General features: G+C 57.8%; 12 protein-coding genes. 10 read left to right on the top strand and 2 right to left on the bottom strand.

Features of this window, described 5'->3' with window-relative positions:
- Window positions 1–294 precede the first annotated feature (294 nt).
- Window positions 295–1,473 carry a hypothetical protein gene (locus ASE04_RS24995; RefSeq protein WP_056824393.1) on the bottom strand — a complete coding sequence of 393 codons (1,179 nt, stop codon included), beginning with the start codon at window positions 1,471–1,473 and terminating at the stop codon, window positions 295–297.
- Between the two features lie 311 nt (window positions 1,474–1,784).
- On the opposite strand from ASE04_RS24995, the gene ASE04_RS24985 reads away from it, so the two are divergent.
- The 5 genes from ASE04_RS24985 (at window position 1,785) to ASE04_RS24965 (ending at window position 9,888) form a co-directional block, all read left to right on the top strand.
- Window positions 1,785–2,720, top strand: coding sequence for an HNH endonuclease (locus ASE04_RS24985; protein WP_056824388.1), 936 nt, complete (start codon window positions 1,785–1,787; stop codon window positions 2,718–2,720).
- Window positions 2,721–2,843: 123 nt separating this feature from the next.
- Window positions 2,844–3,845 (top strand): restriction endonuclease, encoded by a 1,002-nt coding sequence (locus tag ASE04_RS24980; RefSeq protein ID WP_244490488.1) that lies wholly within the window; start codon window positions 2,844–2,846, stop codon window positions 3,843–3,845.
- A 38-nt stretch (window positions 3,846–3,883) separates the two neighbouring features.
- A complete protein-coding gene (locus tag ASE04_RS24975) occupies window positions 3,884–6,559 on the top strand; it encodes a class I SAM-dependent DNA methyltransferase (RefSeq protein WP_056824383.1) in 2,676 nt (891 codons plus the stop codon).
- A complete protein-coding gene (locus ASE04_RS24970; RefSeq protein WP_056824380.1) occupies window positions 6,560–8,686 on the top strand; it encodes a DEAD/DEAH box helicase in 2,127 nt (708 codons plus the stop codon).
- Window positions 8,686–9,888 (top strand): GIY-YIG nuclease family protein, encoded by a 1,203-nt coding sequence (locus tag ASE04_RS24965; RefSeq protein WP_056824379.1) that lies wholly within the window; start codon window positions 8,686–8,688, stop codon window positions 9,886–9,888. Before ASE04_RS24970 ends, ASE04_RS24965 begins: the two co-directional genes overlap by 1 nt.
- A gap of 186 nt (window positions 9,889–10,074) precedes the next feature.
- On the opposite strand, the gene ASE04_RS24960 is transcribed toward ASE04_RS24965, so the two are convergent.
- Window positions 10,075–13,995 (bottom strand): ATP-binding protein, encoded by a 3,921-nt coding sequence (locus tag ASE04_RS24960; protein ID WP_056824376.1) that lies wholly within the window; start codon window positions 13,993–13,995, stop codon window positions 10,075–10,077.
- 204 nt (window positions 13,996–14,199) lie between these two features.
- Here ASE04_RS24960 and ASE04_RS24955 point away from each other — a divergent pair, with 204 nt between their 5' ends.
- The 5 genes from ASE04_RS24955 to ASE04_RS24930 all read left to right on the top strand — a co-directional run bounded on the left by ASE04_RS24955 (window position 14,200) and on the right by ASE04_RS24930 (window position 23,499).
- Window positions 14,200–15,684, top strand: a complete 1,485-nt coding sequence (locus ASE04_RS24955) for an FRG domain-containing protein (RefSeq protein WP_056824372.1) — start codon at window positions 14,200–14,202, stop codon at window positions 15,682–15,684.
- 318 nt (window positions 15,685–16,002) lie between these two features.
- The gene (zorA, locus tag ASE04_RS24945) at window positions 16,003–18,162 is read left to right on the top strand and encodes an anti-phage ZorAB system protein ZorA (RefSeq protein WP_156408889.1); all 2,160 of its coding nucleotides are present in this window, start codon (window positions 16,003–16,005) and stop codon (window positions 18,160–18,162) included.
- 7 nt (window positions 18,163–18,169) lie between these two features.
- Window positions 18,170–19,114, top strand: coding sequence for an OmpA family protein (locus ASE04_RS24940; RefSeq protein WP_056824359.1), 945 nt, complete (start codon window positions 18,170–18,172; stop codon window positions 19,112–19,114).
- On the top strand, window positions 19,111–20,523 hold the full coding sequence (locus tag ASE04_RS24935; protein WP_056824356.1) for an EH signature domain-containing protein: 1,413 nt from the start codon (window positions 19,111–19,113) through the stop codon (window positions 20,521–20,523). Before ASE04_RS24940 ends, ASE04_RS24935 begins: the two co-directional genes overlap by 4 nt.
- 216 nt (window positions 20,524–20,739) lie before the next feature.
- Entirely contained in the window at window positions 20,740–23,499 is a 2,760-nt protein-coding gene (locus tag ASE04_RS24930) for a DEAD/DEAH box helicase (RefSeq protein ID WP_210172104.1), read from the top strand.
- Window positions 23,500–23,608 lie beyond the last annotated feature (109 nt).

The following is a 23,608-nucleotide window of genomic DNA, read 5'->3' as shown; positions in this document are numbered from 1 at the left end:
TTTCAACAGAAGGCTTGAGGGTCAGGCCCTTGGTAGCGTTGGCGCGCTGCCTTGGGCCGCTTGCTCCGTTCACTTCGGAGCCGCCCATATCTGACAGGACCGGAACCAGATCTCAAGGATCCCCCCGGCAAAAAGAGAACGGATCCCGAACGCGGTTAACGAGGGACCTACACGCGAATTTCGCTGGACGCTTGGTGGCAAACACTTCGTACACGACCTACGATCATCCGGGTAACCGCACACCGACGACGGCGATGGAATCAAGAAAGGGGGCCGAAGCCCCCTTTCTTATGTTCATTCCGCCGAGACCTCGGCGGGTTTTGGCTTCAGCCAAGCCGGCTTCCTCAGCCCCGACGGGTTTTCAGTCGAAAGCATCGAGACGACGTTGGAGGGCTCAGCGTCAGCCTTCCCTGTCGAAACCGCACGCGCCAGGAACGCCGGCGGCTGGAAGTCCCGGACGGCAGCGCCATTGCCATCGGCCGGATCAAGGCTTGGGGCCTCAACCCGTACCACGCCGCCAAGCGCCTCAAGGCCACTTCGCATGACTGCGTCTGCGGACTTTGGAGCGACTGGGGCCTCAAGCGGCCATTCGGGTTTCTTCGTCCGGGACGTTGCCCAGTCGAGCAGCAGCAGGACGTCTTGGCGCAACCAGGTTTCAAGCCCTTTGGCTTCGGGCCACGACTCCCTGTTGCCGAGATGGTCCAACGTCTGGAAGACCTTGTACCAATGGCTCGCGGCAGAAAGCTCGCTTTCCGAGAGCTTGCGGACGTCGACGTCACCCGGCGCATCGAGAAGCAAAACATTGCCCAGGCCGCGTTTCGCCACTCGAGCCAAAGGCTCAAGCACCGGGACGAGTGTCGTTTTCTGCAGACGCTTGCCCTTGCTCTCAAGAGCACTGACAACTGCCGCGGCAAGAGCTGCGGCACTTTCGACGAAAGCGGCTACGCCACTCTTCGTCTTGAGGTCGATCAGCGCCCGCAGACCGGCGAGACCGCCGATGTCGGCGAGTTCGGCGCCGGCTTCATCGTCAGAAGCCGTCTCCGAGCCGTCCGCAAGCAAGGTCTTCACCTCGCTGACGCGGATGCCATCATGCTCCTCGGCAAAAGCCAAGGCAGCCTTAACCTTCTCCTCCGGTGCGGACGCGAGATGGAAAAGGACTGTCGGGCTGATCGCGAGCTCGACTGCTCGAGCCCGATAAGCCTCAAGGTTTCGAGCAACACCCCTGTAGTTCCGGGCTGTTTTCGAAGAAATGTCGCATCGCTGCGACACCCATTTTTCGAAAGTGCCCGGTTCTACGTGCTCGGAAGCCTGCTCCAGCAGCACGCCTAGCTCGAAGGCCTGTTCCGTGGAACGACGCCCCAAAGCCTGGATGCCAATGGCTGCGGCTTCCAACGCCTTCATGCTCTGTGCGCCGATGTCGAGCGCATCGTAGTCAAAGCGGGCGGTGGCCCGTTTTGTTGTCTTGTTCGTCATGTCAAAGATCCTTGCAGGTTGCAAAAAGCATCAACCGCGTTCGCGCGATTGATATAAGTATTATCGCCGCACGCGCAATAAATGACAATGCTTACCGCAAGTTGTTTTGGAATTTTATGCTCGAGCAACAGAGTAATTTCTTCAAAATATACTTATAATCTCTTCTATATATTTTCCAAAAATTATTTTTTACGTCAAAATACTTAAGTAACGCATCTACACTCTTCGGTTGCACCCCTTCGATAAACGTGCCCATTTTCGAGAACCCGTCAACCTGGTACCAAATACGCAGTTTCATAAAGAGTGACACTATGTCAAAGGCAGTGCTGACAACGAAACTTGTTCCGACCTACGACGATCTTCCGGAGCAGCGGTATCATTTCCCGCGAACCTACCTGCGGCAGGTCGAAGCGGCCCGAGGTGACTGGATCGTCTACTACGAACCGCGACGACCAAGCGGCGACTTGATGAAGACCGGCGGCAAGCAGGCATATTTCGCGACAGCTCGGATCACCGACATTGTTCCGGATCCGTCAAAGCCGGATCATTTCTACGCACTCATCGACGATTTCCTACCGTTCGACCATGCGGTGCCGTTCAAGGACTTGGCCCACTATTACGAAAGCGGCCTTCGCAAGGAGGACGGCTCCACCAACAAGGGTGCGTTCGGCCGCGCCGTGCGAAATATTCCCGACGCCGAGTACGACATGATCCTGGCTGCCGGCTTTGCTCATATCTTGGGAAATCGTGACCGAGAGCGTCCAACCCCTGATCCGGTTGAAGAAGCGCGCATAGGATTTGGCGATAACCCGCAGATGCCTTTTGAAATCGACAGTGTTGACCGGCGGATCGTGTCGCAGGTCGTGCAACGTCCTTTCCGGGACCGCGCTTTCGCCGCGGCCATCAAGACAGCCTACCACGACACCTGCGCCGTGACCGGCCTCAAGCTCTTCAACGGCGGCGGCCGATCGGAGGTTCAAGCCGCCCATATTCGCCCGGTCACGCATGGCGGCCCAGACAGTGTCCGCAATGGTCTGGCCCTATCAGGGACGGTCCATTGGATGTTCGATCGCGGCCTGATTTCGGTGGATGACGATTACAGCATGCTGATCGCAAGCGGCGGCGTGCCGGACACGATCTCACGGCTGATGAATCCGGAGCGACGCTTGCTGGTGCCCACACGTGCGGACGAGCGACCGCATTCGCAATTCCTGCAGTACCATCGCGAGCGGGTATTCAAAGGGTGAGGATGCGGAAATTATTTCCGAAGCAGCACCTTACGGCAAATATGTCCTCGAAAGAGTGTCAATCTCTGCCTTGCAATCAGTCAATGAGTAAGGAATGTATTCTCGCTGACTGGGGGAATACGCATGACCAAATCATGGATGGTACGGGCCGAACGTAATGGCCGCCTGTTCGATGCTTTCAAAACAAAGTCTGTCGTGGCCATCGGTTGGCCCGCCCTTGGCGATCTCTCTCATCTAAAAAGTCGCAAAGCGATCACCGACGCTTTGGCAAAAGTCTATGTTGGCGCAAAGCCGCAGAGTCAGGCCATGGCCGCTGGCCAGCTCCATCGATTTGTCAACGAGATGAGCATTGGCGATACGGTAGTCACCTATGATCCCTCGCGACGGGTCTATCTTGTTGGTGAAATTTCTAGCGCCTATCGCCATGATGCGTCGATTGATCCCGAAGATACACAGGTTCGATCGACCCGTTGGCACGGCGAAGTCAGCCGAGACCTTCTGTCGGTCGAAAGCAGAAATAGCCTCGGGTCGATCTCGACCCTATTTCGGCTGCCAAATGAGGTCGCAGCGGAACTCAAAAAAGCTCTTTCTGGCAATATTCCCCAACCGGCAGACATCTCGGCACCGGTGGGTGAAGCCGCTGAAGATGACGTTTTCGAGAACATGGCTAGCCGCGCACACGAATTCATCAAGGACAAGGTCAATGCACTGACCTGGGAAGAGATGCAAGAACTCGTCGCAGGTCTTCTACGCTCTCTTGGATACAAGACCCGAGTCTCGGAAGTTGGGCCCGACCGCGGCAAAGACATCGTCGCTTCACCGGATGGATTTGGATTTGAGGCTCCACGCATCGTGGTCGAGGTGAAACATCGCAAAGGCGCCATGGGAGCACCTGAAGTACGCAGCTTCCTAGGAGGTCGCCACCCTCAGGATAAAGGCCTTTACGTCAGCACTGGTGGGTTCACACGAGAGGCTCGCTACGAAGCAGAGCGCGCCAACATCCCGACTGCGCTGATGGACGTCGACGATTTGGTGAAAAGCCTGCTTGAGCAGTACGAAAAGCTCGATCTCGAAACACAGCAGCTTATTCCACTGAAACGCATTTTTATTCCAGCATGGTCCTGACAGGGCTGCCTGTATCAATAACAAGAAGTTTGACTACCATGATGAACCCCACCGAAATTGCCGACGCCCTCGACGCAATTGCCAAGACCAAGTTTGACCTCGCCGAGTTCGGCTATGCTTTTGCACAGGCGACAGACAATGCGCAGGCGACTGTTGCGAAGCTAAAGGCGGGCACCACCAACAAGTCAGAAATCGAGAGCGGCGTTCTGCTGAACGGCAAGTTTCATTACGCTCCGGCCCTTCCCGGTATGGCGGCTGAAATGCTGGATGCACTGCGCGCCTCAAAGCGCACGACAAAAACTAAGCCCGCAATTCTGATTGCCACGGATGGCGAGATGATTGCCGCCGAGCATCCGAAGTCCGGGGAGACACTGCACTGCCCCTTTGCCGAGCTTGGCACACATTTTTCCTTTTTCCTGCCTGCTGCCGGTAAGGAGCGGTATCGGGCAGCAGAGGAAAACCCGGTCGACATCAAGGCCACCGGCAAGCTGGCAAAGCTTTATGATGCGCTTTTGAAGGCAAACCCGGATTGGGCTGTGCTGGAGCGCCGCCATGCCATGAACCTGTTCATGACGCGGCTGATCTTCTGCCTGTTTTCCGAGGATGTCGGCGTCTTCAAGGAAGATCAGTTCTCCTTCGCCGTCTTCTCCTATGGAGGCAACAAGGGCGAACATGCGCGCTATGTGCTGGTGCAGGCGTTCACCGCCATGAACCTGCCCAAAGGCCAGCGAGAGGGGCTGCCCGCCTGGACGGACACTTTCGAATACGTCAATGGCGGGCTGTTTGCCGATGCCATCGAGGCCCCGGAATTCGACCCCATCTCTTTCCGCTATCTGCGCGACGCTGCAGAGCTGGACTGGAAGCTGATCAACCCGGATATTTTCGGCTCGATGATCCAGTCGATTGCCGATCCCAAAGCGCGTGCCGAGCTGGGCATGCATTACACCTCGGTGCCCAATATCATGAAGGTGCTGGGGCCGCTGTTTCTGGATGATCTGGATGAGGCGCTGGACAAGGCCTGGGACAAGCCAGCGGCGCTGAAGGCGCAGCTTCATCGGCTGTCGAAAATCCGCGTCTTTGATCCCGCCTGCGGCTCCGGCAACTTTCTTGTCGTCGCCTATCGTCAGATGCGAGAGCGTGAAATCCGCATTCTGAAACGGTTGGGAGAGCTGGAGGATAATCCGCAGAACGTCATGTTCTCCTCGGTCAGCCTCAACCAGTTCTACGGCATCGAGTTGACGGACTTTGCGGCGGAAACGGCCAAGCTTGCGCTGTTCATTGCCGAGTATCAGGCCAATGCCCGCTTTGCCGATGTGTTCGGGCGCATGCCTCCGCTGCTGCCGTTGCGGGATGGTGGACAGATAAGACGTGGCAATGCACTTCGGCTGGATTGGGATGAGGTTTGCCCGCCTCCCATTGGGGAGGAAGAGGTCTTCATCGCGGGAAACCCGCCGTTTTTAGGGAAAGCAAAGCAAGACACCTCTCATAAAGCTGACATGGATTATGTATTTTTTGGTAAAATCAAAAGTTACCGAGCTTTCGACCTAGTTTCCGGTTGGTATTTCAAAGCAGCCGGTTACATTCACCGCCGCACTGCAAAGGCTGCACTGGTCGCAACGAATTCAATTTGCCAAGGGGCCTCCGCCGCAAGCTTGTGGCCTGAGATACTGAAAAATGGAATTGAGATAGGCTTTGCATACCGCTCATTTCGGTGGCGCAATAATGCCGCAGCGAATGCAGCTGTAATCTGTGTTATCGTTGGAATACGAAACTCCTCAGATAGCGCCCGCTATCTTATCGATGCCGACGTCAAGACGGCCGCACGCAGTATCAATTCCTATCTTATAGACGAAGCAGAGATCTTCGTTCGCCCTGTATCAGCCCCAGCTAACAGCCTACCGCCTATGAACTTTGGGTGCATGCCTTATGATGCGGGCAACCTGCGCCTAAGCCCTTCGGAAAGAGATGACCTGCTTGGAGTTAATCCCGAGGCGGCTCGATTCATACGAAAGTTTGTTGGGTCAGACGAGCTGATAAACGGCGTCCTTCGATATTGTATATGGATAAGCGATTCCGATCTGCAGGCTGCAAAGGTTTGCCAGCCGATTTGGGAGCGCGTGGAGAAAAACAGACTCGCGCGCCTTAATATGAAAGATGCGGCGGGAAAGGCGTTAGCAGAGCGCCCACATCAATTCCGCGAACACGTTAACGCGGAGGATCACGCGATAGTCATTCCAAGCATCTCATCAGAGAATCGCCCTTACCTGCCCGTTGACAGGGTCGCTGCGGATACAGTTTCATCAAACAAAAATTTTGTTATTTATGATGGACCTGATTGGACTATTGCGATCATATCTTCGCGTTTACATTGGGTCTGGACAGATACTGTTTGCGGCAAATTGAAGAATGATTTTCAATATTCTAACACCCTCGGCTGGAACACCTTTCCGGTGCCGAAATTCACCGCAGATCAATTGGATCAGCTTTCGGCCTCCGCACGGCGCATTCTGAAAACGCGCTATCAGCATTACCCCAAAACCATTGCCGACCTCTACGACCCCGACAAGATGCCGGATGATCTGCGGGCCGTGCATCGGGAGAACGATGAGTTGCTGGAGAGCATGTATATTGGCCGCCCCTTCCGCAACGACCCGGAGCGGCTGGAAAAGCTGTTCAAGCTGTATGCGGCGCGGGTGAAGCGGGGGACGAAGTAAATGGTTGAGATGGTCAATGTGCGCTACAATGGCACCGGGCAATCTAAGGCCACCAATGCGCTGGGCCAGCGGCCCATGCAGGCCCGCGCCTATGCCGCCCGCAGCGCGCAGTTCATTCTGCTGAAAGCCCCGCCTGCGGCGGGGAAGAGCAGAGCGCTGATGTTTGTGGCGCTGGACAAGCTGCACCGTCAGGGGCTTGCCAAGACCATTGTCTGCGTGCCGGAAACATCTATTGGCGGCTCCTTCCGCTCCACCGACCTGAAAAGCTATGGCTTTGATGTCGATTGGCAGGTGGAGGACCGCTGGAACCTTTGCCTTTCCGGCACGGAAGATGGCTCGACCGCGCAGAAGGTGAAGGCGTTTTCGGAGTTCATGCAGTCCGACGCCCGCGTGCTGGTCTGCACCCATGCCACCTTCCGCTTCGGTTTCGAGGCGGTGGAGCGGGTGCATGGGATCGATGCCTTCGACAACGTGTTTCTCGCCATCGATGAGTTTCACCATGTCTCGGCGGCGGATAATAACCGTCTCGGCGAGATCTTACGGCAGATTGTGGTGCGCGGCCAATGCCATGTGATGGCCATGACCGGCTCCTACTTTCGCGGCGACGCCGTGCCCGTGCTGCGCCCGGAAGACGAGGCGCGCTTCAAGACAATCACCTATTCCTATTACGAGCAGCTTGAAGGCTATGAGTATCTGAAGGCGCTCGGCGTCAATTACAGCTTCTATCGTGGCCAATACATCAATGGCCTGCCGGATGTGCTCGACACGACGCTGAAGACTATCATCCACATTCCCCATCGCGGTTCGGCGGAAGCCTTTGGCGAGAAGAACGATGAGGTGGGCCGCATTCTCGATCTCATCGGCGAGCACATCGGCGTGGAAGACGGAACGGGCTTCGATCTGATCCGCACAGCAGATGGCCGCGTGCTGAAAGTGGCGGATCTCGTTCACGATGGCCCGGAGCGCGAGGGGGTGAAGGCAGCACTTTCCCGCGAAATCAATGGACCTGACGGCAAGCGCGACGATGAGGCCGACCGTGCCAAGGTGGACATCATCATTGCGCTTGGCATGGCCAAGGAGGGCTTCGACTGGGTGTGGTGCGAGCACGCGCTGACCATCGGCTACCGGGCCTCGCTGACGGAAATCGTGCAGATCATTGGCCGTGCTACGCGCGATGCGCCGGGCAAGCCGAAAGCCATCTTCACCAATCTGGTCGCGGAACCCGGCGTTGAAACGGCGGCCGTGAAGGATGCCGTCAACGACATGCTTAAGGCCATTTCCGGCTCGCTGCTGATGGAACAGGTGCTGGCGCCCAATTTCAAATTCTATCGCCGGGAAGACGGCGATATTCGCGAACCTATCACCGATGACGGCCAAGGCACGATCACCATTGGCATCAAGGGTCTGATGGAGCCGCCGACCGACCGGGCGCGCGACATTTGTGAAAACGATATGGCCGATCTGATGGCAACCGCCTGTCAGGCCGTCGATGCCCGCATCGTTTCGCCGGACACGGCACCGGAAGTGGCAACGCAGATGCTGCTGACGGATATTATCGAGCATCGCTACGAGAACCTCAACGACGACGAAACCGAAGCCATTCGTCAGAACCTTGCCGCGCGCATGAACCTGCTGACGCTGGCACGCCAGGAAGCCGAACGCGGATTTCAGGAAGCGGGCACACCGTTCATCGGTGCCGATCAGGCAGGCGGTGAAGTCCCTCGGACGGACAGCGACGCCGGGCAGGCTGATGGTAATACGGGAGACGAGGATATTCGGGCGGCACCCAACACGCTGCTCGCCATGGTGCGCCGTTTCATTAATGTGCGTGAGCTGGATATTGACCTCATAGACAGCGTCAACGCCTTTCAGGAGTGCTTCGAGGTGGCCTCGCGCAGCTTCGATGCCCCGCTTCTATCTCAGGTGCAGTCAACCATGGTGGCCATGCGTGTGCAGATGACGGAAGAGGAAGCGCGGACGCTGTGGCCCCGGATCAAGCGGTTCCGGGCGCAGGAGGGGCGTGAGCCGAATGTTCATGCAGAAGATGCGCTGGAAAAGCGCATGGCAGAAGCGCTGGCCTGGCTCAAGAACCGCAAGGCCCAGATCATGCGGGAGACGGCAAGCTGATGCCCCGCCCGACACTGGAAGAGATCTTTGCAGAGCCAGACGAATTCGGCCTTCTTGCTGTGAAGCTAAAGCCAAGGGCGTCATCTTCAGGCAACAATGGCGTCTCGATCCTAAATGATGTGACGCGCTTTTTCGAGCAGCACGGACATCTGCCGGACGCCAACGCATCCAACCACGAAGAGATGCGGCTTGGCACAATATGGGAAAACCTTGCCAAATCTCCTAGCGATGAGTTGCGTCAAGCGGACAGGCATGGACTTCTGGAGCTTGAAGACAAGGCAGCCAAGGTTTCCTGGCGGGATGAGGTCGAAGACGACGACATACCGGACTCGCTCGATGACATCTTTGCCGATGATGGCCTGGATGTTCAGCCGGAGCTTGTTCAGCTCAAGCATGTGACGCCTGCTGCTGAACGTCAGGTGCCCGACCACCGGGCGGACTTCATACCCTGCAAGGACTTCGATCAGTTTGAAGGCCTGTTCGAGACCATGCAACAGGCTCTCGATAGCGGCGCACGCGAAGCCACGCTCATTGAAAAATGGGCCATTATCGAGCCACTGGAAGGCGACTTCTTCATCCGTAACGGCCTTCTTGCATACATCGCGGAAAAGAGTGAAAGCACGCAGCGCGGCGGCGCTCGCGACCACCGCCTGCGGGTGATTTTCTCGAACGGTACTGAAAGCGACCCGCTGATGTCATCGTTCCGCAAGTCCCTTAACGACGACAAGACGGCTCGAGTCATTCAGCGCCTGGGCCTCGGTCCGCTCGACCCGGACTGGGAAACCGACAAGGTTTCGCTTTCCGGCACGATCTATGTGGCGCGCAGCCTTTCCGAAGATCCGGTGATCAAACCGCAGCGCGATATCCTCTACAAGATCGGCGTAACCTCACAAGACGTCAGGCGTCGCGTGGCCGATGCGCGGAACGATCCAACCTTCCTTCTGGCACCTGTCGAGATTGTGGCGACGTACGAACTGCAGAACCTGTCGCGTTCCAAGGTGGAAAACTTGCTCCATCGGTTCTTTGACGCCGCAAGGCCCGGAGAGCTTTTCATCATTGATCGGTTCGGCAAAAGAATTCGACCGCGCGAGTGGTTTTATGTGCTGCCCGAACACGTCGGCCACGCAGCACAACTTATCAAGGACGGGCAGCTACATCTCTATCGATATGACCGAGACACGCAGCAGATCGTAAGAAGATAGCTCCGATATCGGAAATAATTTCCTATGCTGATTTGTTCAATACCGGTGGCCACGAGCGGCCTACAGCCGATGTCAACTTCGGGGCCGAACGTGGAAGGTCTGTCTCACTTATCAATCCACCCTAAAGCCGGCACGTGTGGGTAATTGCGGATACTTCGTCGAACAAGCCTGAAAAGTGTCGATACCTCATGTTTGATCATAGAGCACTCCTAAAACTCGGCGAGCGGAGATCATCGCTGGCATGCTGGCGGACCTGTCAAGTGCCTCCGTGGCGACAACCATCGATGCCCCAAGTCCGCCGATCGTCTCGAACTGACGAAGGTGAGCAAGGCTGCCGGAAAGCCTCGCACCAACGCGCTTGAAGATGCTGGTGCCATCGGCAAGCGTAACGGCAACGAGCTTGCCTTCCCAGGTGTTGAGTTCGCTTGGGGTCAGCTCAGCACCGCCGAGAATGATCTGGCCGGGTAGTGCGAGAGGCACGGCACTGTCTTCGCGTACACGGTAAGCGACCTCGATCCGGCCAAGTTCTTGTACGGTGTCGATCGCCGTCGCTTCGCCACCACCAGATGGTGGAGCCATGTCGGTGAAAATGGCACCGACGATGCGGAACAGCCTGACCTTACTCTCGTCATAGGTCATCGTCGGACGCGGAGTTCGAGGATCAGGAGTTTGCGCGGCAAGCGAGATTCCGAGCGAGCCGGGTGCCTTGAGTAACCGCCGCGCCAGCACGTTGCCCTGATGTCGGGCGATCACGAGGTTTCGGTCGCGGCCAGGATAGGCTTCCGCCTCTACAATGGCGACGGCGCCCGAGGGAAGCGCGAAGCCCAGTGTCTCACCTCGAACGTAGAACAGAGCCTTTCCATCGAACCATTCGCCGTTGAGTTGTTCGGTGGCCATGTCCTGGGAGCCGCCGGCGGCTGGAACCGAGCGGGAGAAGGCTGCAATGTCGGGGCAGATCGGCACCGAAAATGTGGGTCGCGCCATCATCGGCAGCGACACGACGTTGGTCTCCGAGGCATCGGTCGGCGCGAGCGGTTCGCGCCAGCGATGCAGCCGGAACTGCTCATGCACCTTCTCGATCCCGCTTCGCAGGCGAACGAATGCCGGTTCGACGTCTCTGACATCGACATATGTGATGGATGCCCGTTCGCTGTGATGGGCCTTGTTGAGGATGCGCCGCGGAGCCGCCCCATCGACCAGCCCTGGATCATCGACGAAACGCCGCAGTACCGGATTGGAGAACAACTCGCCGCCGCCATTGGATATCAGCGCGCGCAGTCGATCAAGCAGAGGGAAGAGGGTGAGCGCCTGCGTCGATGTCGCGTGGGCCGGCTCCGCCAAATCATCGAACAGATCGCCCAAACGCGCTTCGATAAAGACGCGCAGATCAGATGCATAATCCTGCGCCGCGACCGCTGAATCGGGGTTATTGATGAATGCCTGCCGACGCCGATCAACCTCCTCGATAGTCGGCGACAGACTCAGGGTGGGATGGACGCTGTTGACCGCGTGAACAGAGAGATGCTGAACCCGATCGGCCGCACGGTTCTCAGCAACCACCGACCGGGCGAAACGACGATCATGGGTGGTGATGAGCAATTGGGCACCCGCTTCTGCAACTGCTGCAAGCCCATGCGCGAGTCTCTGGCGGTTGTCATGATCGAGCAATTCCTGCGGATCGTCGAGAATGAGCAGCGAAAGTCCGCCACGCGTTGCAAGTACATGCTCCCGGAACGCGAGAAAGAAGCCGAACAGTGCACCACGCAGGGCGGAGGCGTTGGAAATGTGCTGCGCTGGGGCGGTGACCCCCTCGCGACCGACCTTGAGGTCCAGCACGCCTCGCGCGTTCATGTCTGTGCCGATGAGGTCGGGCGCAAAGGTCGTGGCATTGCGATAGATCGCACGGCGCCAATGCTCCGACCGATTGTGGAGTTTGCGGCGTAGCGTGTCGACCTGCGTTTGGGCCAAACCGCCGAGTGGGACGAGAAGGTTGAGCGCCGTGATCGCCCGCGCGCAAGCCGCGATACGGTCTTTTTTGGCGTCATGGTCTTTGCGCGCGGCCTCCATTCGGCGCACCTGTGCGCTCGCTGAATTGAGCGGGGTTACGCCTTCCACGATCCGAAGCAGCGAGGTCAAGCGCCTGCCGATCGCCCGATCTGCGTCTGCGTCCCCGTCGTCACCGCGTCGCACCGTGTGCACAAAGGCTGTCAGCGCCGTCCCGTTCTGCTCCCGCCATTCAGCGAAAGCCAATGCACGTACGGTGCGATCGATCATTTGCTGCAGCCGGGCAGAGCCTGCTTGCAGAGCGACAGGCAGTGATCGACCAGCCGGTTGTAGAAATTCTGGAAGTCCGGCGAGCCGTATGTCGATCAACGCAACGGCATCAGTGCGCAGCGTCGCCAAGGTGCCGCGGAACGGTTCCGTTGCAAATAGATCGTCTGCCAGGCCAGCCCGAAGCAGCGCGGCAGGAGACTTAGGCAGGTCATGACGCACTTCGCCACCTATCGCCGGCGGCAGTTCCTGAAGCAGGCGCCCGCACCAATGCGCCGACCATTCGGCGATCGTCCGCGCAATCACCTCCCGGTCGCGTGCCGCCTCGACGAGATGATCGGTTACGGGAACCCCTGTCACCGGATCGCACGCGCCGTGAAGTTGACCGACGCAGACGGGGCAAGTGCCGTCGTTGACATGGGAATGATCGTGCATCCACGCCGATACCTTAGCATAGAGTTGAGCACGGCGCGCCCGATCGGGATCGGCAGCCAACGTCGATAGCGTAGCGGCTTCAGCCTCCACCTGCGCCAGCAATTCAACGACTTTGGCGGTCTCGGCAGCGTGCACCTTCAGCGCGGAAAGGCGGGCAATCGACGGCAATTCGCCGATGACCTTCAGCCCTTCGATTGCCGGGCGAATGCTGGCTTCAAGATCGTCGCGGGCCTGCTTGTTCTCCGCGTCGAACCCTGTGCCAAGCACCTCTTGCGCTTCGCTCAATGCCTTGGCTTTGAGTTCGACGAAATGCTTCGCGATCTCAGCGATTCGTTCTTGTGCACCTTCGGAACCTACCGTCGGCCAGTCGCCTTCGAATGCGATACTCGGTGTTTCGGTGAGGATCTCCGCGAGGTCGTCGGCCGCTTGCTGATATCGGCCCGCGATCTCCACCCTCTGCTTTTCAAGCTCGGGCGTCGCGGTCTTGGCAACCCGGCCGGCCATCTTTTCGGCGTGCCGCGCGAGATCCACCAGGTCAGCTAGACCAGTCAGTCGCGCCACCGCTTCGCCCAGTTGCGATGTCGAACCGACCGAAAGGAACGGCAGCAACGCGGGCATGATCGTAGCGATCCGCCATGCGATCGGGTCGATGCCTGTCGCGCCTAGATCAGGAGGCGTCTCGTTGATCTTGCCGCGATTCGTGCGTATTTGTGAACGACGGAGCAGTGGCAATAGGGTGCCAGTCGAATCCAAAAAGGTCAGTTCGACCCAGCTATCTGCGGGGATCGGCTGGCCATCCGCGGGAAGCTCAGCCGACTTGGGCGGCAACGGGGTGATCGCTGACATCGGATGTGTTGTGGTCGCGGCATCGTCACGCAAAATTTCACATGCGAAATCCAGCGGCCCCTCTTCCGGCGGCCGCTGCGACCGGATCAGGTGGCCGGTCAAGCACCAGACAATCGCATTAGCGATCGAGGTCTTGCCCGAACCGTTCACGCCTTCCAGCAGCGTTACGGGCTTTCCCGGTTCAAATACGAAAGATACCGGCGGCGCGCTTGGTCGGCCATAGGCGTGTAATCCCGCGAAGCGGTGCGCCTCGATCTTCACCAGACGCAAAGTCTTGATGGCGCGGCTACCACCGTCCTCGGCCGATGCTTCGATCGTCGGCGGAGGTGTGCCGATCATGTCTATAATCGCCTCGGTATCTCCGGACGACAAATTTGCCTGCCATTTGCCACGATTTTGCCGATACCAGTCGAGGACCGACCGTGCGTCATCCGAAGCCATCGCGAGTTCATTGCCGCCGTCGAGAGCCACGGCACGCCCGCCGACCAGATCGGCGAGCAAGGCGTCGATTGTCAGCAGATGAATGTCACGCGGTGCTGGCGCGTCGTCGGGCATAATCCCCCCTTTTGCCTATACTACTGGTTGATTCTTTTATCGCATCGGGATCTTTATTTCGTCTATAAATTTTAGACGGGCAGCTAGTTTCGTTAAACAGCATTTAGCAATTATGTCTTCTTCGAAATAGGCTAGGCAGTGGCACCATCCGCATTCGCCCGCGTACTATGGGCGTCGGCTAGATATTCTGTTGAGAGGGCGCCCATGATGGATAAGAAACCACTCCTGTCCGAGAGAGAGATAGCCGAGCTGCTCGGCGCCAAGCGGAATGCGTTGGGAATATTGGGTCGCCCAATGCCCGGCGGGTTTATCCAGTACGATGCACCCGATTTGCTGACGGCCGTGGCGCTGGCTGCCGACTTCAGGGCCGGCGGTCACTACAAGTACTTCCGTGGGCAGCGCGACGCGCGCTGGCAGGTCGTTTCAAGTTTGGTCCGGGCTGCCGAGGCTGACCGTGCCAGGGCGGTCGCCGATTTGGACGCCTTTTATTCATTCGCCTGCCGTGCTCAGCATCTCGTCCCCTATCTCCAGAATGACGATGCGCTCATTGCCACCGCGCAGCACCACGGGCTTGCCCTGACCAACTTTATAGATTTCACGCGCAGTCCTGAGGTGGCGGGTTGGTTCGCAAGCGATGGAGCATCGACCGAAGACGAAGGGGCGATCTTCTTAGTCGATCACGAAGCAGAACGGGCCTTTGATGCGGTCGGTGGACCAGCTCGTTTTATTCACTTGGACGTACCGAATCTATGGCGTTTGCAAGCCCAGGAGGGCTTGTTCTTGGAGGCGCCCGGAAAATTTGACCATATCTGGCCACTGGACCGCATCGTCTTCCCTCATATTGCTTCTCACTCATCGATTCCACGGCATCATATTTATCCGGACAAGAAGAGCGCGTTGGAAAACGCTCTCGATCAGTACAACGTGGTGGTGCGGCGGCGTGTCGCGTTTGACGATCTCTTAGAGCACATAAAGTCGGCTGGCGGGGTCTTGATTGAGGTGAGCGACGAGGGCCAGATCACCAAAGAAGACGCCTTGACCGTTCCGCCTGTTTGGATCGCAGGACCAAACGAGCGTTGGGACGAAATCGATGTGACCTCTGTCGGCCCGACGTTGGCCGAGTCCTTGCTGAACTCGGTCGCCGCGTTAGCTGAACTTGTCGAGAAGCGTCGCGGCTGCACCAATCTTCTTACTGTCTGTTCGGACGAAGACGAAAAGCTGCAGAAACAGATCGATCGTTTATGGGGCGGGATGCGTCCACACCCTTATTCGGCAGAGCATATCGCACGCTGCGTCGTTGCTACCACAACGCTGCACCGCGCGTTCCAGCACGTCAATATGAGCGATGGGCTGGAGCAGCGGAGAATAGCTGAAATGGTAGTCGGTCCGGCCATCGAGATCGAAATGTCCACCTCCGGGGAGAATACTGCACGGGCATTCGTAAATTCGCAGGCTTTATGGCTGAGTTTGAAGCAGGAGGTCCGTGACAAACTGGGGCCGGTCTTTAATCCACAGGGAGATTGGCTGGCCATAGTGCTTGGTGACGATTGGCAGAAGCCCGGTCGGAACTTTGACGGCCAACAACTCATAGAGCTTTTTGTTGACCAGGTTATTCCTTGGCAAGTCGCGACTAACAGAGATCCAGTTGCCTTCTCGGCTTTCCATATATTGACGCTCGGTCGCCCCTAGTAACCAACTGCCGAGTTGGACTGACCTTGCTCACCAGTTTTATACCGTCTTGAGCACGCCGAATGACGGCTCTGGCTCCCGTCAAGCTTCTCGACGTGAATGACTTACTTCGCCTCATTTTCGATGATGGCAGCTTTGGAGGTAAAATTGCCCGCTGCGTTATCCATTTCAACAAAGTATTCCGATTGTTATCTGGACAATCCCGGCATTTAGCAGGAAATAAAAACAACCGATGCGTTTGCATCGCACAGTATTTCAGGGACATCGGGTGGCTGGAGTGCATCGGCGAGCAGCCCCAGTGAAATCGCAGGTAGGGGCATGAGGAATCTCGGTAGTTTGTGCTGGAACTGGTTTGTAAGGCTGGTGGCATTTTGGGTGTTGGCGATCGGGGTCGTCTTCGGGCTGAGCTTTGTATTGCCGCCGCTCGATGTCGGCTTGATCATCGAACGCGTTGGTAACGGTTTGGCGTTGCTGAGTGGTCAGGTTGGTGCGCAGGAAGCGAAAGCCGCGCTGGACGCCTTGAGCCAGACCGATTTCATCTTCAGCCTTGCATCGCTTATTTTCGCGGTGGCCGTTTCCTTGATGGTGACTTTCGGGCTGCTCCACGTCGCAGCGATTATCGGCGCGCTCTACAATCTTCGTCGCGTTGTCTCACGGCAGAAAACACGTGCTGATTTTGCCAACGAATACGATCAGTCGATCTATCATCACTTGGAAGGCAGCAAGCTGCTTGGTCATGCCTGGCGCGAGTTCGATGAGACCCTGATAAAGCCGTCAGTCGGTGAGCCACCGCTGATCAAGAACACGGTGCGCCCCCAGAGCTTCATCCATTTCGGCGCCATTCGGGACCGCTTCTTCGGCCTGAAGATGATGGCGAGCATTCCTGGCTATTTCGTCGCCGTGGGCTTGCTGCTGACATTCGCAGGGATCGTCCTGGCACTCTATAAAGCGGGAAGCGCCTCCAGTGCGGGCAATGTGAACGAAATGCAGGTCGCCATGACCGAGCTGCTGCAGATCGCATCCTTCAAGTTCACCACATCCATCGCCGGGCTTGGCTGCTCGCTTCTCTTGTCCATCGTCTTCAAGGTCTACACGATCTGGCTCGAAGCCAGCGTGCACAAGTTTTGTGAGGCTGCGGAGAGCAGGCTGAAATATGTCCCACCGCAATCGGTTGCCATCGAGATCGCCGAAGCGGCCAAGGAACAGCGGGATCAGCTGAAGGAAATCAACAGCGACAAGTTCTTTGCGCAGATGGGCCGTCAACTCGAGCCGCAAATCCAGTCAGCTTTTGCGTCGGCGATGGCGCCGATCAATGACAGCATCACCGGTGTGCTTGGAAAGATCACGGAGAACAGCCAAAGCGGCATCAACGACATGCTCGCGCAGTTCTCGTCGAGCGTCCAGGGAAGCGCCGGCACGGAGTTGCGCCAGCTTGCGGAGACCTTGGGCGCCATGCAGGCGACGCTTGCCGATATGCAGACCGGCGTTCGCGGTTCGGGCGAGGATTTCGCGCGCCGTATGAGCGAGGCAGCCGAAAACCTCAACCGGCTGGTCGGCGATGCCGCCCGCTCGATGGATGAAGGCGCCAACCGCAACCGCGACGGGCTTGCGGAGATTCTCGCCGCCATGAAGGCCACCTTCGACAAGGCGAGCGCGCAGGTCGACACGGAGCTCGGACGTGCCGCAGGCGGCGCTTCGGAGCGGATCGAGGCGGCGATGGGCCGGGTGATGGAGAAGCTGGAAAGCCAGGTCACCACGCTGACGGGCAGCATGACTTCTCTCGACGGCGACCTGCGGGATGGCGTGACAAAGACGCAGGAGCAAATACGGACAGCACAAGAAAGCGCGGTCTCTACCGTCAGCGCGGTAGCAGCCGGGGCCGCCGAGGCGATCAAGACAGGCCTTGCCGAGGCCATTGCGACGATCCGTCAGGAAGTAGACCGCTTCGAAAGTGCGTTGCGCGGATCCAATTCCGCCCTGTCTTCGCAGGCCAATGCCCTTGGCGAAGCGACGTCACAAACGCGCATCGTCTCGGACGCGTTTTCAAAGACAGCAACGGATATTCGCTCCGCATCGGCGCCGTTGCTGCAGTCGGGCGAGAAGATCGCTTCCGCAACCTCCAGCTTCGAAGATTCGCTGCGCCTGGCCGTCGATGCGCTCGCTGCAAGCCAGGCCGCCTCGCAGCAGCTGAATGGATCCTTGCGTGAGCAATCGGAGAGCATGGCTGCGATCTGGAGCAACTATGAAGCACGGTTCGCCCGCATCGACGAAGCGCTAGCCAAATCGGTCAGCGACCTCGCGACGGCAACCGAGCGACAGGGTGACACGTTGAGCCGTTACGCGACCGACATCGATCGCGGGCTCGCCAATGCGGTCAATACGCTTTCGTCGTCTGTAAAAGAAATGAGCGATTCGTTTGATGAGTTCTCCGGCTCGATCTCAGACCTGCGATCGGCTGTTCGGCCTGCGGCGGAATAGGTGAGCCATGTTGGCATTTGACGATGCTGCCGGGAAGCCGGCGATCGAGGAGGAAGAGGAAAACTACTTCGTGTCGATGACCGACATGATGGTTGGCATCCTCTTCATCTTCATCATCATGCTGATGGTTTTCGCGCTCCAGTTTCAGAAGCAGACCGACGAATCTGAAAAGCAAGCCGATAAATCGAAGGTCCAGATCGAAGAAGTCCTCGAGAAGGTCAGGCAGGTAAGCGAGCAGCTCCATAGCTTGCGATCCGAGATCAACGAGGAGCTCGAGGATCTCAGCCAGTCGCAGCGCGAGCGGACCGCCTTGCTGAACGATCTTGAGCGCGAGTTGAAAGCCACGGGCCTCGACGTTCAGATCGACCGCGAAAACGGCGTTTTGCGTTTGACGGAGAATGCAATTCGCTTTGCCACGGACAAGTCAAACTTGAGCGCCCAGGCTGCCGACAATGTTCGAAAGCTTGCTGCTGTGCTCGCGCGGGTGTTGCCGCGATACACAAGTTGCGTCGTTTCAAGTAGTGCCACGGATTGCAAACTGCTTGCGCCTGGCGCAGCAATCGACACCGTCTTCATTGAGGGGCACACAGACAGGCAGGGATCGGAGACCGCGGCCGGTGATAGTCGCAATTGGCAACTATCGACTGAGCGGGCTGTCGAGACCTATAGAACGCTGACGGCTTTCGAACCATCGCTCAGGGCACTTAGAAACCCGGAGAAGAAGGAAATCCTCTCTGTTTCGGGCTACTCCTCGACGCGCCCGATACCGGGGACCGAAATGCCTGCGCAAGGCGCTGAAATCACCCAACAGGCCTGGGAGAAGAACCGCCGTATCGACATGCGCTTTGTCATGCAGGTTGACCCTTCCGATCGACTAAAAGATGTGCTCCGTCTGACTGACGATATGGAGGGACAGATCGAGAAACTGCGGGAAGCGGCGACACTCAAATGATTGGGCTCTTCCGCGAAGCTTGCACAGGCATGTCAGCCCGCGCGTCCGGGCTGACCGGTCATGACGTGATACCCAAATACACTTACGTGCATGAGGCAGCACGATCAATTGGCGCAACCGGCATTGATGATCGTGCAAAGCGTGACCTCGCATCCATTAATGAAATTGCAGCGCGGCTGCTACCGATGTTGCAGGCAGGCGATGTCTTGTCGACGAAGGAATTTCGCGACGCTATCTGGTGTCTGTGGGAGGCTAGGACGCCGCTGGCCGACCAACCCGCAGCGCTGAAGCGAATTGTCGACGAAGTGGATCGGAGCGACAAGCGCAAGCTGTTCAGGACGCTCGCTACGGTCTATTTGATACAGTTTCGCCCAGGCAGACCCGGACTTGAGGCCATAAGCTCCATCTTGCAACAAGGTAGTGTTCGCTGGGGCGAGCCGTTCGCATCATATCAAAAAGACTACGCACTCTACGACCCGATCCTTGGACCCAAGAATATCGCAGCCTTGGCGTTGCGGCAGGCTATGTCGCCCTCCGACGCAATGCGATCTCTCGGGTTTGGTGCGCTCGACGCGCAGTCCGGCTTCACGGAGGCGATCACCCGAAACCTATTGGTGCAACTCAGCGACGGGGCGGAGCCCGACCATATGAGGCGCCTGGAAATGGTCAGATCATATGCGCTCGATAGCCGGAACGAGCTTGTCTTCAAGGGACTTGATCTGGAGATAGCCGAAGCGTTGATCAAACCGTTCCTCGGCAAGTCGCCCGAGAAGGCGATTAAAGATCTCTTCTTGAATTTCATTGTCTCGCTTTTCAAAGATCCGCGAACCTATCCCGGCCGCTGGGAACGATTCCCGCAAATTAAGGCATTGATCGTCTCGTGGCTAACGGAGCAGTCGCTTCGGCAGTTCCTTGATATCGTGGGGCTCACCGTAAAGGATCCGAACGACGCTCAGATGTGGCGATATCGACGCGCGTTCTGGGAAGCCGCGCACCGGAAAGGTATTATCAGGGGCGCATGGGTGGTCTTCGCGGAGGATGGCGCTCGATTGGCGCGTAGTCGTTTTGGCAAGAATGTGGACTTTGCCACCTTTGTCAGCGCTGGCTCCAAACAGATCCAGCGCACGCACGCCGTTCTTCTCCTTGAGGTAGGGCAAGGAATTGTTGCCGACTGGAGCCACAATGGCAAAGTTAACATCTGGTCTGACGCGTCCGAGCGAGGCGCGCCGAAGCTCTATCAGAGAAGCTATAGTTCGGACGATGTAACGATTTCGAAGGACGATACCGAAACGTCACGCTATCTCGTCAAGACGCATAGCTCGCCCAAAACCTACAGCTGGCAACGCGTCGTCGCCGAACGAATTTACCGGATGACGAATACGAGGTTGCAGCCCGGTGACTACAAATAGGGATCGATCATGAGTTTCAAATGCGTGCCCCAGCATAACGGCGCTCTCATCGAGTTTGAACAGCGAGGCCTGCTCGGCAAGAAGTTAATTCCCTACGAGCAATGGGGCGACAAGGCTGCCGCTGCAGATCACGGCTTTCGTTTTCTCTCGCATGCCGTCGCAGCCGGTGACGTCGTTCCATCAGGCGATGGTGTCTTCGCAAAGCCGGAATTCATCTTGTCTTTGTCGGCGACGCAGGCCGATATGCTGCGCGTGCCCAAACTGGTCGGTCTTTCGGTCAGCCTCTCCATGCGCGGTCGGATCGATAACTCTGATAGCACCCTCCTCCTGCACTGGCAGGACCAGAACTCGCGGCCCATCACCCCGGACTTCCACGGCCCCTTCCTCCGCGTGGGCGGCGACTGGGCCAGATTGTCTCGCCCGCTCTACGATATCCACATCGCTGCCCGCGACTACAACAATTCCGCCGGCCAACCCTTCGCCGAGCGTCTTCCTTTCTGGCAGCCGGTTCAGGATAAGTTGAAGACCTATCTTGGCAACGACGTGCAGACCGACAAGTTTGTGGGTTCTCTGACGATCTATCAGGCAGGCGCGTTTGGCCTTGATGTCCGCGAAACCGCTCAGGGAACCGATTTCCTGCCGGTGCTGATGTCACGAACGGTCGAGCCCGAGCTTGGCCAGGTAGACGATGGCAATGATGCGCCGGAAACCGATGGCGACGATGCCTCGGCTTGGGCTTCGGACACCGACCGACGCAGCAACGATGCCGATGCGCTACTGCCGCCAATCCTCCAGGACACATTCTACGAACAGGCGCTCTCCCGACCCGGAAGGACCGAAGCGGCGTATGTTGTTGGGCGCAATACCTATCTTCTGCTGGAGCCAACGCTGCGCACCGCCCTTGACGTGGTCAAGACGATGCGTGGCGCATCGCCCGAGGCCCGTCGAGAGTTCTTGAAGAACCCGCGCACCCGTATCGCGGCGGCGCTGGGCGATGATGGTGATGCTCTCGCCTCCGGTCTGTTTGTCGAGACGGCGCAATATTCCGATCGGATCGAAGGCCTGGGGCTGTGGCAAAAACCAAGCCTGCCCTGGATCAAGAAAAAGTCCACCCAGTGGCTGCCGGAAAACTTCGTCGTTCGGATCGGCAGCAAGACACTCAATGCCACTCCGGACAAGATCGAGGAGCTGGAGGTTCTCTGTGACCAAGCGGAGCAGGACCGCTCCGACGAAATCAATTTCGAGCAGGAGCTTTATCCAACCACAGATGTTCGCAGGATGCTCACAAGCCTTGATGAAGACGGCGTGCCCTACTCCGGCGAGCCGCAAGGCGAGAGACCGCCTCGTGAGGCTACGGACAATGACGTCCTGATCATCAGGCAGAACCTAGAGGAGCTCGACTTCCAGTCAAGACTGGAGAAACGAAGCAACCTCATCCCCGGCGGGTTTCCAACGCAGAGCATAAACGGCACACAGCCCAAGCAGCACCAGCTGCAGGGCTTCGAATGGCTCCGCAACTGCTGGACGCAAGGCTGGCCCGGTGCGCTGCTCGCCGACGACATGGGGCTCGGCAAGACATTTCAGGCGCTCGCGTTTCTTGCTTGGATCAAGGACAACATGGCTGCAAGGCGTGGCGCTTATCGTCCTCTGCAGGGTCCAATCCTGATTGTTGCGCCGACGTCCCTTCTCGACAACTGGAAAAAGGAAGCGAGCATTCACCTCAAGCCGGGCAAGCTTGGCGTGTGTGCGGAGGCTTTCGGATCTGGGCTGAAAACACTTAAGACCCGTAAGGGAGTTGGCTGGAGTGAAGAGGATGCTCTCGATGTCGATTACATGCGACAGGCCGATTGGATCCTCACGACTTATGAGACCTTGGCACTCTATCACCGCAGTTTTGCGCGCATCGCCTATTCGATCGCAATCTTCGACGAAATGCAGAAAGTTAAGTCGCCGGATTCGATTAACAGCCATACGGCGAAGACGATGAATATAGACTTCGTCTTGGGTATGACCGGAACGCCGATCGAAAACCGGCTGGAGGATCTATGGTGCATAATGGATCGAATTGCGCCCGGCTACCTGGGTAACCTCAAAAGCTTTTCCGGCACCTATGGCGATGAAGATCCCAAGGCTCTCGCTGAGCTCAAGGCAAAGATGGATCAACCTCAGGGCAATGCGCCGGCCATCATGTTACGGCGTATGAAAGATGACGTCGCGAAGGATCTGCCAGCCAAGCATATCATGCCATACTCAATCGCGATGCCGGCGAGCCAGGCAAGAGCATATGACGACGCCGTCGCGGCAGCGAGGGCCGGCTCAAAAAGCCGCAAGAGCATGCTAGAGACCCTACATCTGCTGCGCGGCATATCATTGCACCCTGATCGCGCGGGCGACGCCAATGCCTATGACGCAGCGTGGCGCAGCTCGTGGATCAACAGTTCCGCACGTGTGCAGAAAGCCGTCACACTTCTTGAGCACATTCGCAGCCGGTCGGAGAAGGCGTTGGTTTTCCTTGAGGACCGGTCCATGCAACAGACGTTTGCAGCAGCGATCGCAGAGCATTTGAACCTTCCTGCACGGCCACCGATCATAAACGGCACGATGGTGGGACGACAGCGCCAAGAGATCGTAGATGCGTTCCAGAAAGCGCCGACAGGTTTCGATCTCCTCATACTCTCGCCGAAAGCGGCGGGGATTGGCCTCACGATCACTGCGGCAAATCATGTGATCCACCTGAGCCGATGGTGGAACCCGGCGGTTGAGGATCAATGCAACGATCGCGCCTTCCGCATCGGCCAAACCAAAGATGTCACCATTCATCTACCCATGGCCATCCACCCGTCCCACGGTGCGGGGTCGTTCGACCAGAAACTGCACGACTTGCTAGAGCGCAAAAGGTCATTGTCGCGGGATATGCTGGCTCCGCCAACTTCAGAAAGAGATGTCGATGGTTTGTTCGCGGAGGTGATTGGGTGAGAAAGGAGATACCTGTTCCATCCGAGGAAGACTTCGCATGGCCATTGGGCGCAAGCTTGCCGGGAGGCCAATGGACTGCCTGGCGGCTTGTGACCGGCTCGCGAATTCG

Origin of the sequence: Rhizobium sp. Root708 (genome assembly GCF_001429725.1) — a bacterium.
Lineage (GTDB): Bacteria > Pseudomonadota > Alphaproteobacteria > Rhizobiales > Rhizobiaceae > Rhizobium.
This window is presented reverse-complemented; position numbering and strand designations above follow the sequence as displayed.

What these genes read in the sequence shown, in the direction of transcription:
- ASE04_RS24995 (WP_056824393.1), bottom strand. Translation starts at nt 1,473, where the DNA reads ATGACGAACAAGACAACAAAACGGGCCACCGCCCGCTTTGACTACGAT.
- ASE04_RS24985 (WP_056824388.1), top strand. Translation starts at nt 1,785, where the DNA reads ATGTCAAAGGCAGTGCTGACAACGAAACTTGTTCCGACCTACGACGAT.
- ASE04_RS24980 (WP_244490488.1), top strand. Translation starts at nt 2,844, where the DNA reads ATGACCAAATCATGGATGGTACGGGCCGAACGTAATGGCCGCCTGTTC.
- ASE04_RS24975 (WP_056824383.1), top strand. Translation starts at nt 3,884, where the DNA reads ATGATGAACCCCACCGAAATTGCCGACGCCCTCGACGCAATTGCCAAG.
- ASE04_RS24970 (WP_056824380.1), top strand. Translation starts at nt 6,560, where the DNA reads ATGGTTGAGATGGTCAATGTGCGCTACAATGGCACCGGGCAATCTAAG.
- ASE04_RS24965 (WP_056824379.1), top strand. Translation starts at nt 8,686, where the DNA reads ATGCCCCGCCCGACACTGGAAGAGATCTTTGCAGAGCCAGACGAATTC.
- ASE04_RS24960 (WP_056824376.1), bottom strand. Translation starts at nt 13,995, where the DNA reads ATGCCCGACGACGCGCCAGCACCGCGTGACATTCATCTGCTGACAATC.
- ASE04_RS24955 (WP_056824372.1), top strand. Translation starts at nt 14,200, where the DNA reads ATGATGGATAAGAAACCACTCCTGTCCGAGAGAGAGATAGCCGAGCTG.
- zorA (WP_156408889.1), top strand. Translation starts at nt 16,003, where the DNA reads ATGAGGAATCTCGGTAGTTTGTGCTGGAACTGGTTTGTAAGGCTGGTG.
- ASE04_RS24940 (WP_056824359.1), top strand. Translation starts at nt 18,170, where the DNA reads ATGTTGGCATTTGACGATGCTGCCGGGAAGCCGGCGATCGAGGAGGAA.
- ASE04_RS24935 (WP_056824356.1), top strand. Translation starts at nt 19,111, where the DNA reads ATGATTGGGCTCTTCCGCGAAGCTTGCACAGGCATGTCAGCCCGCGCG.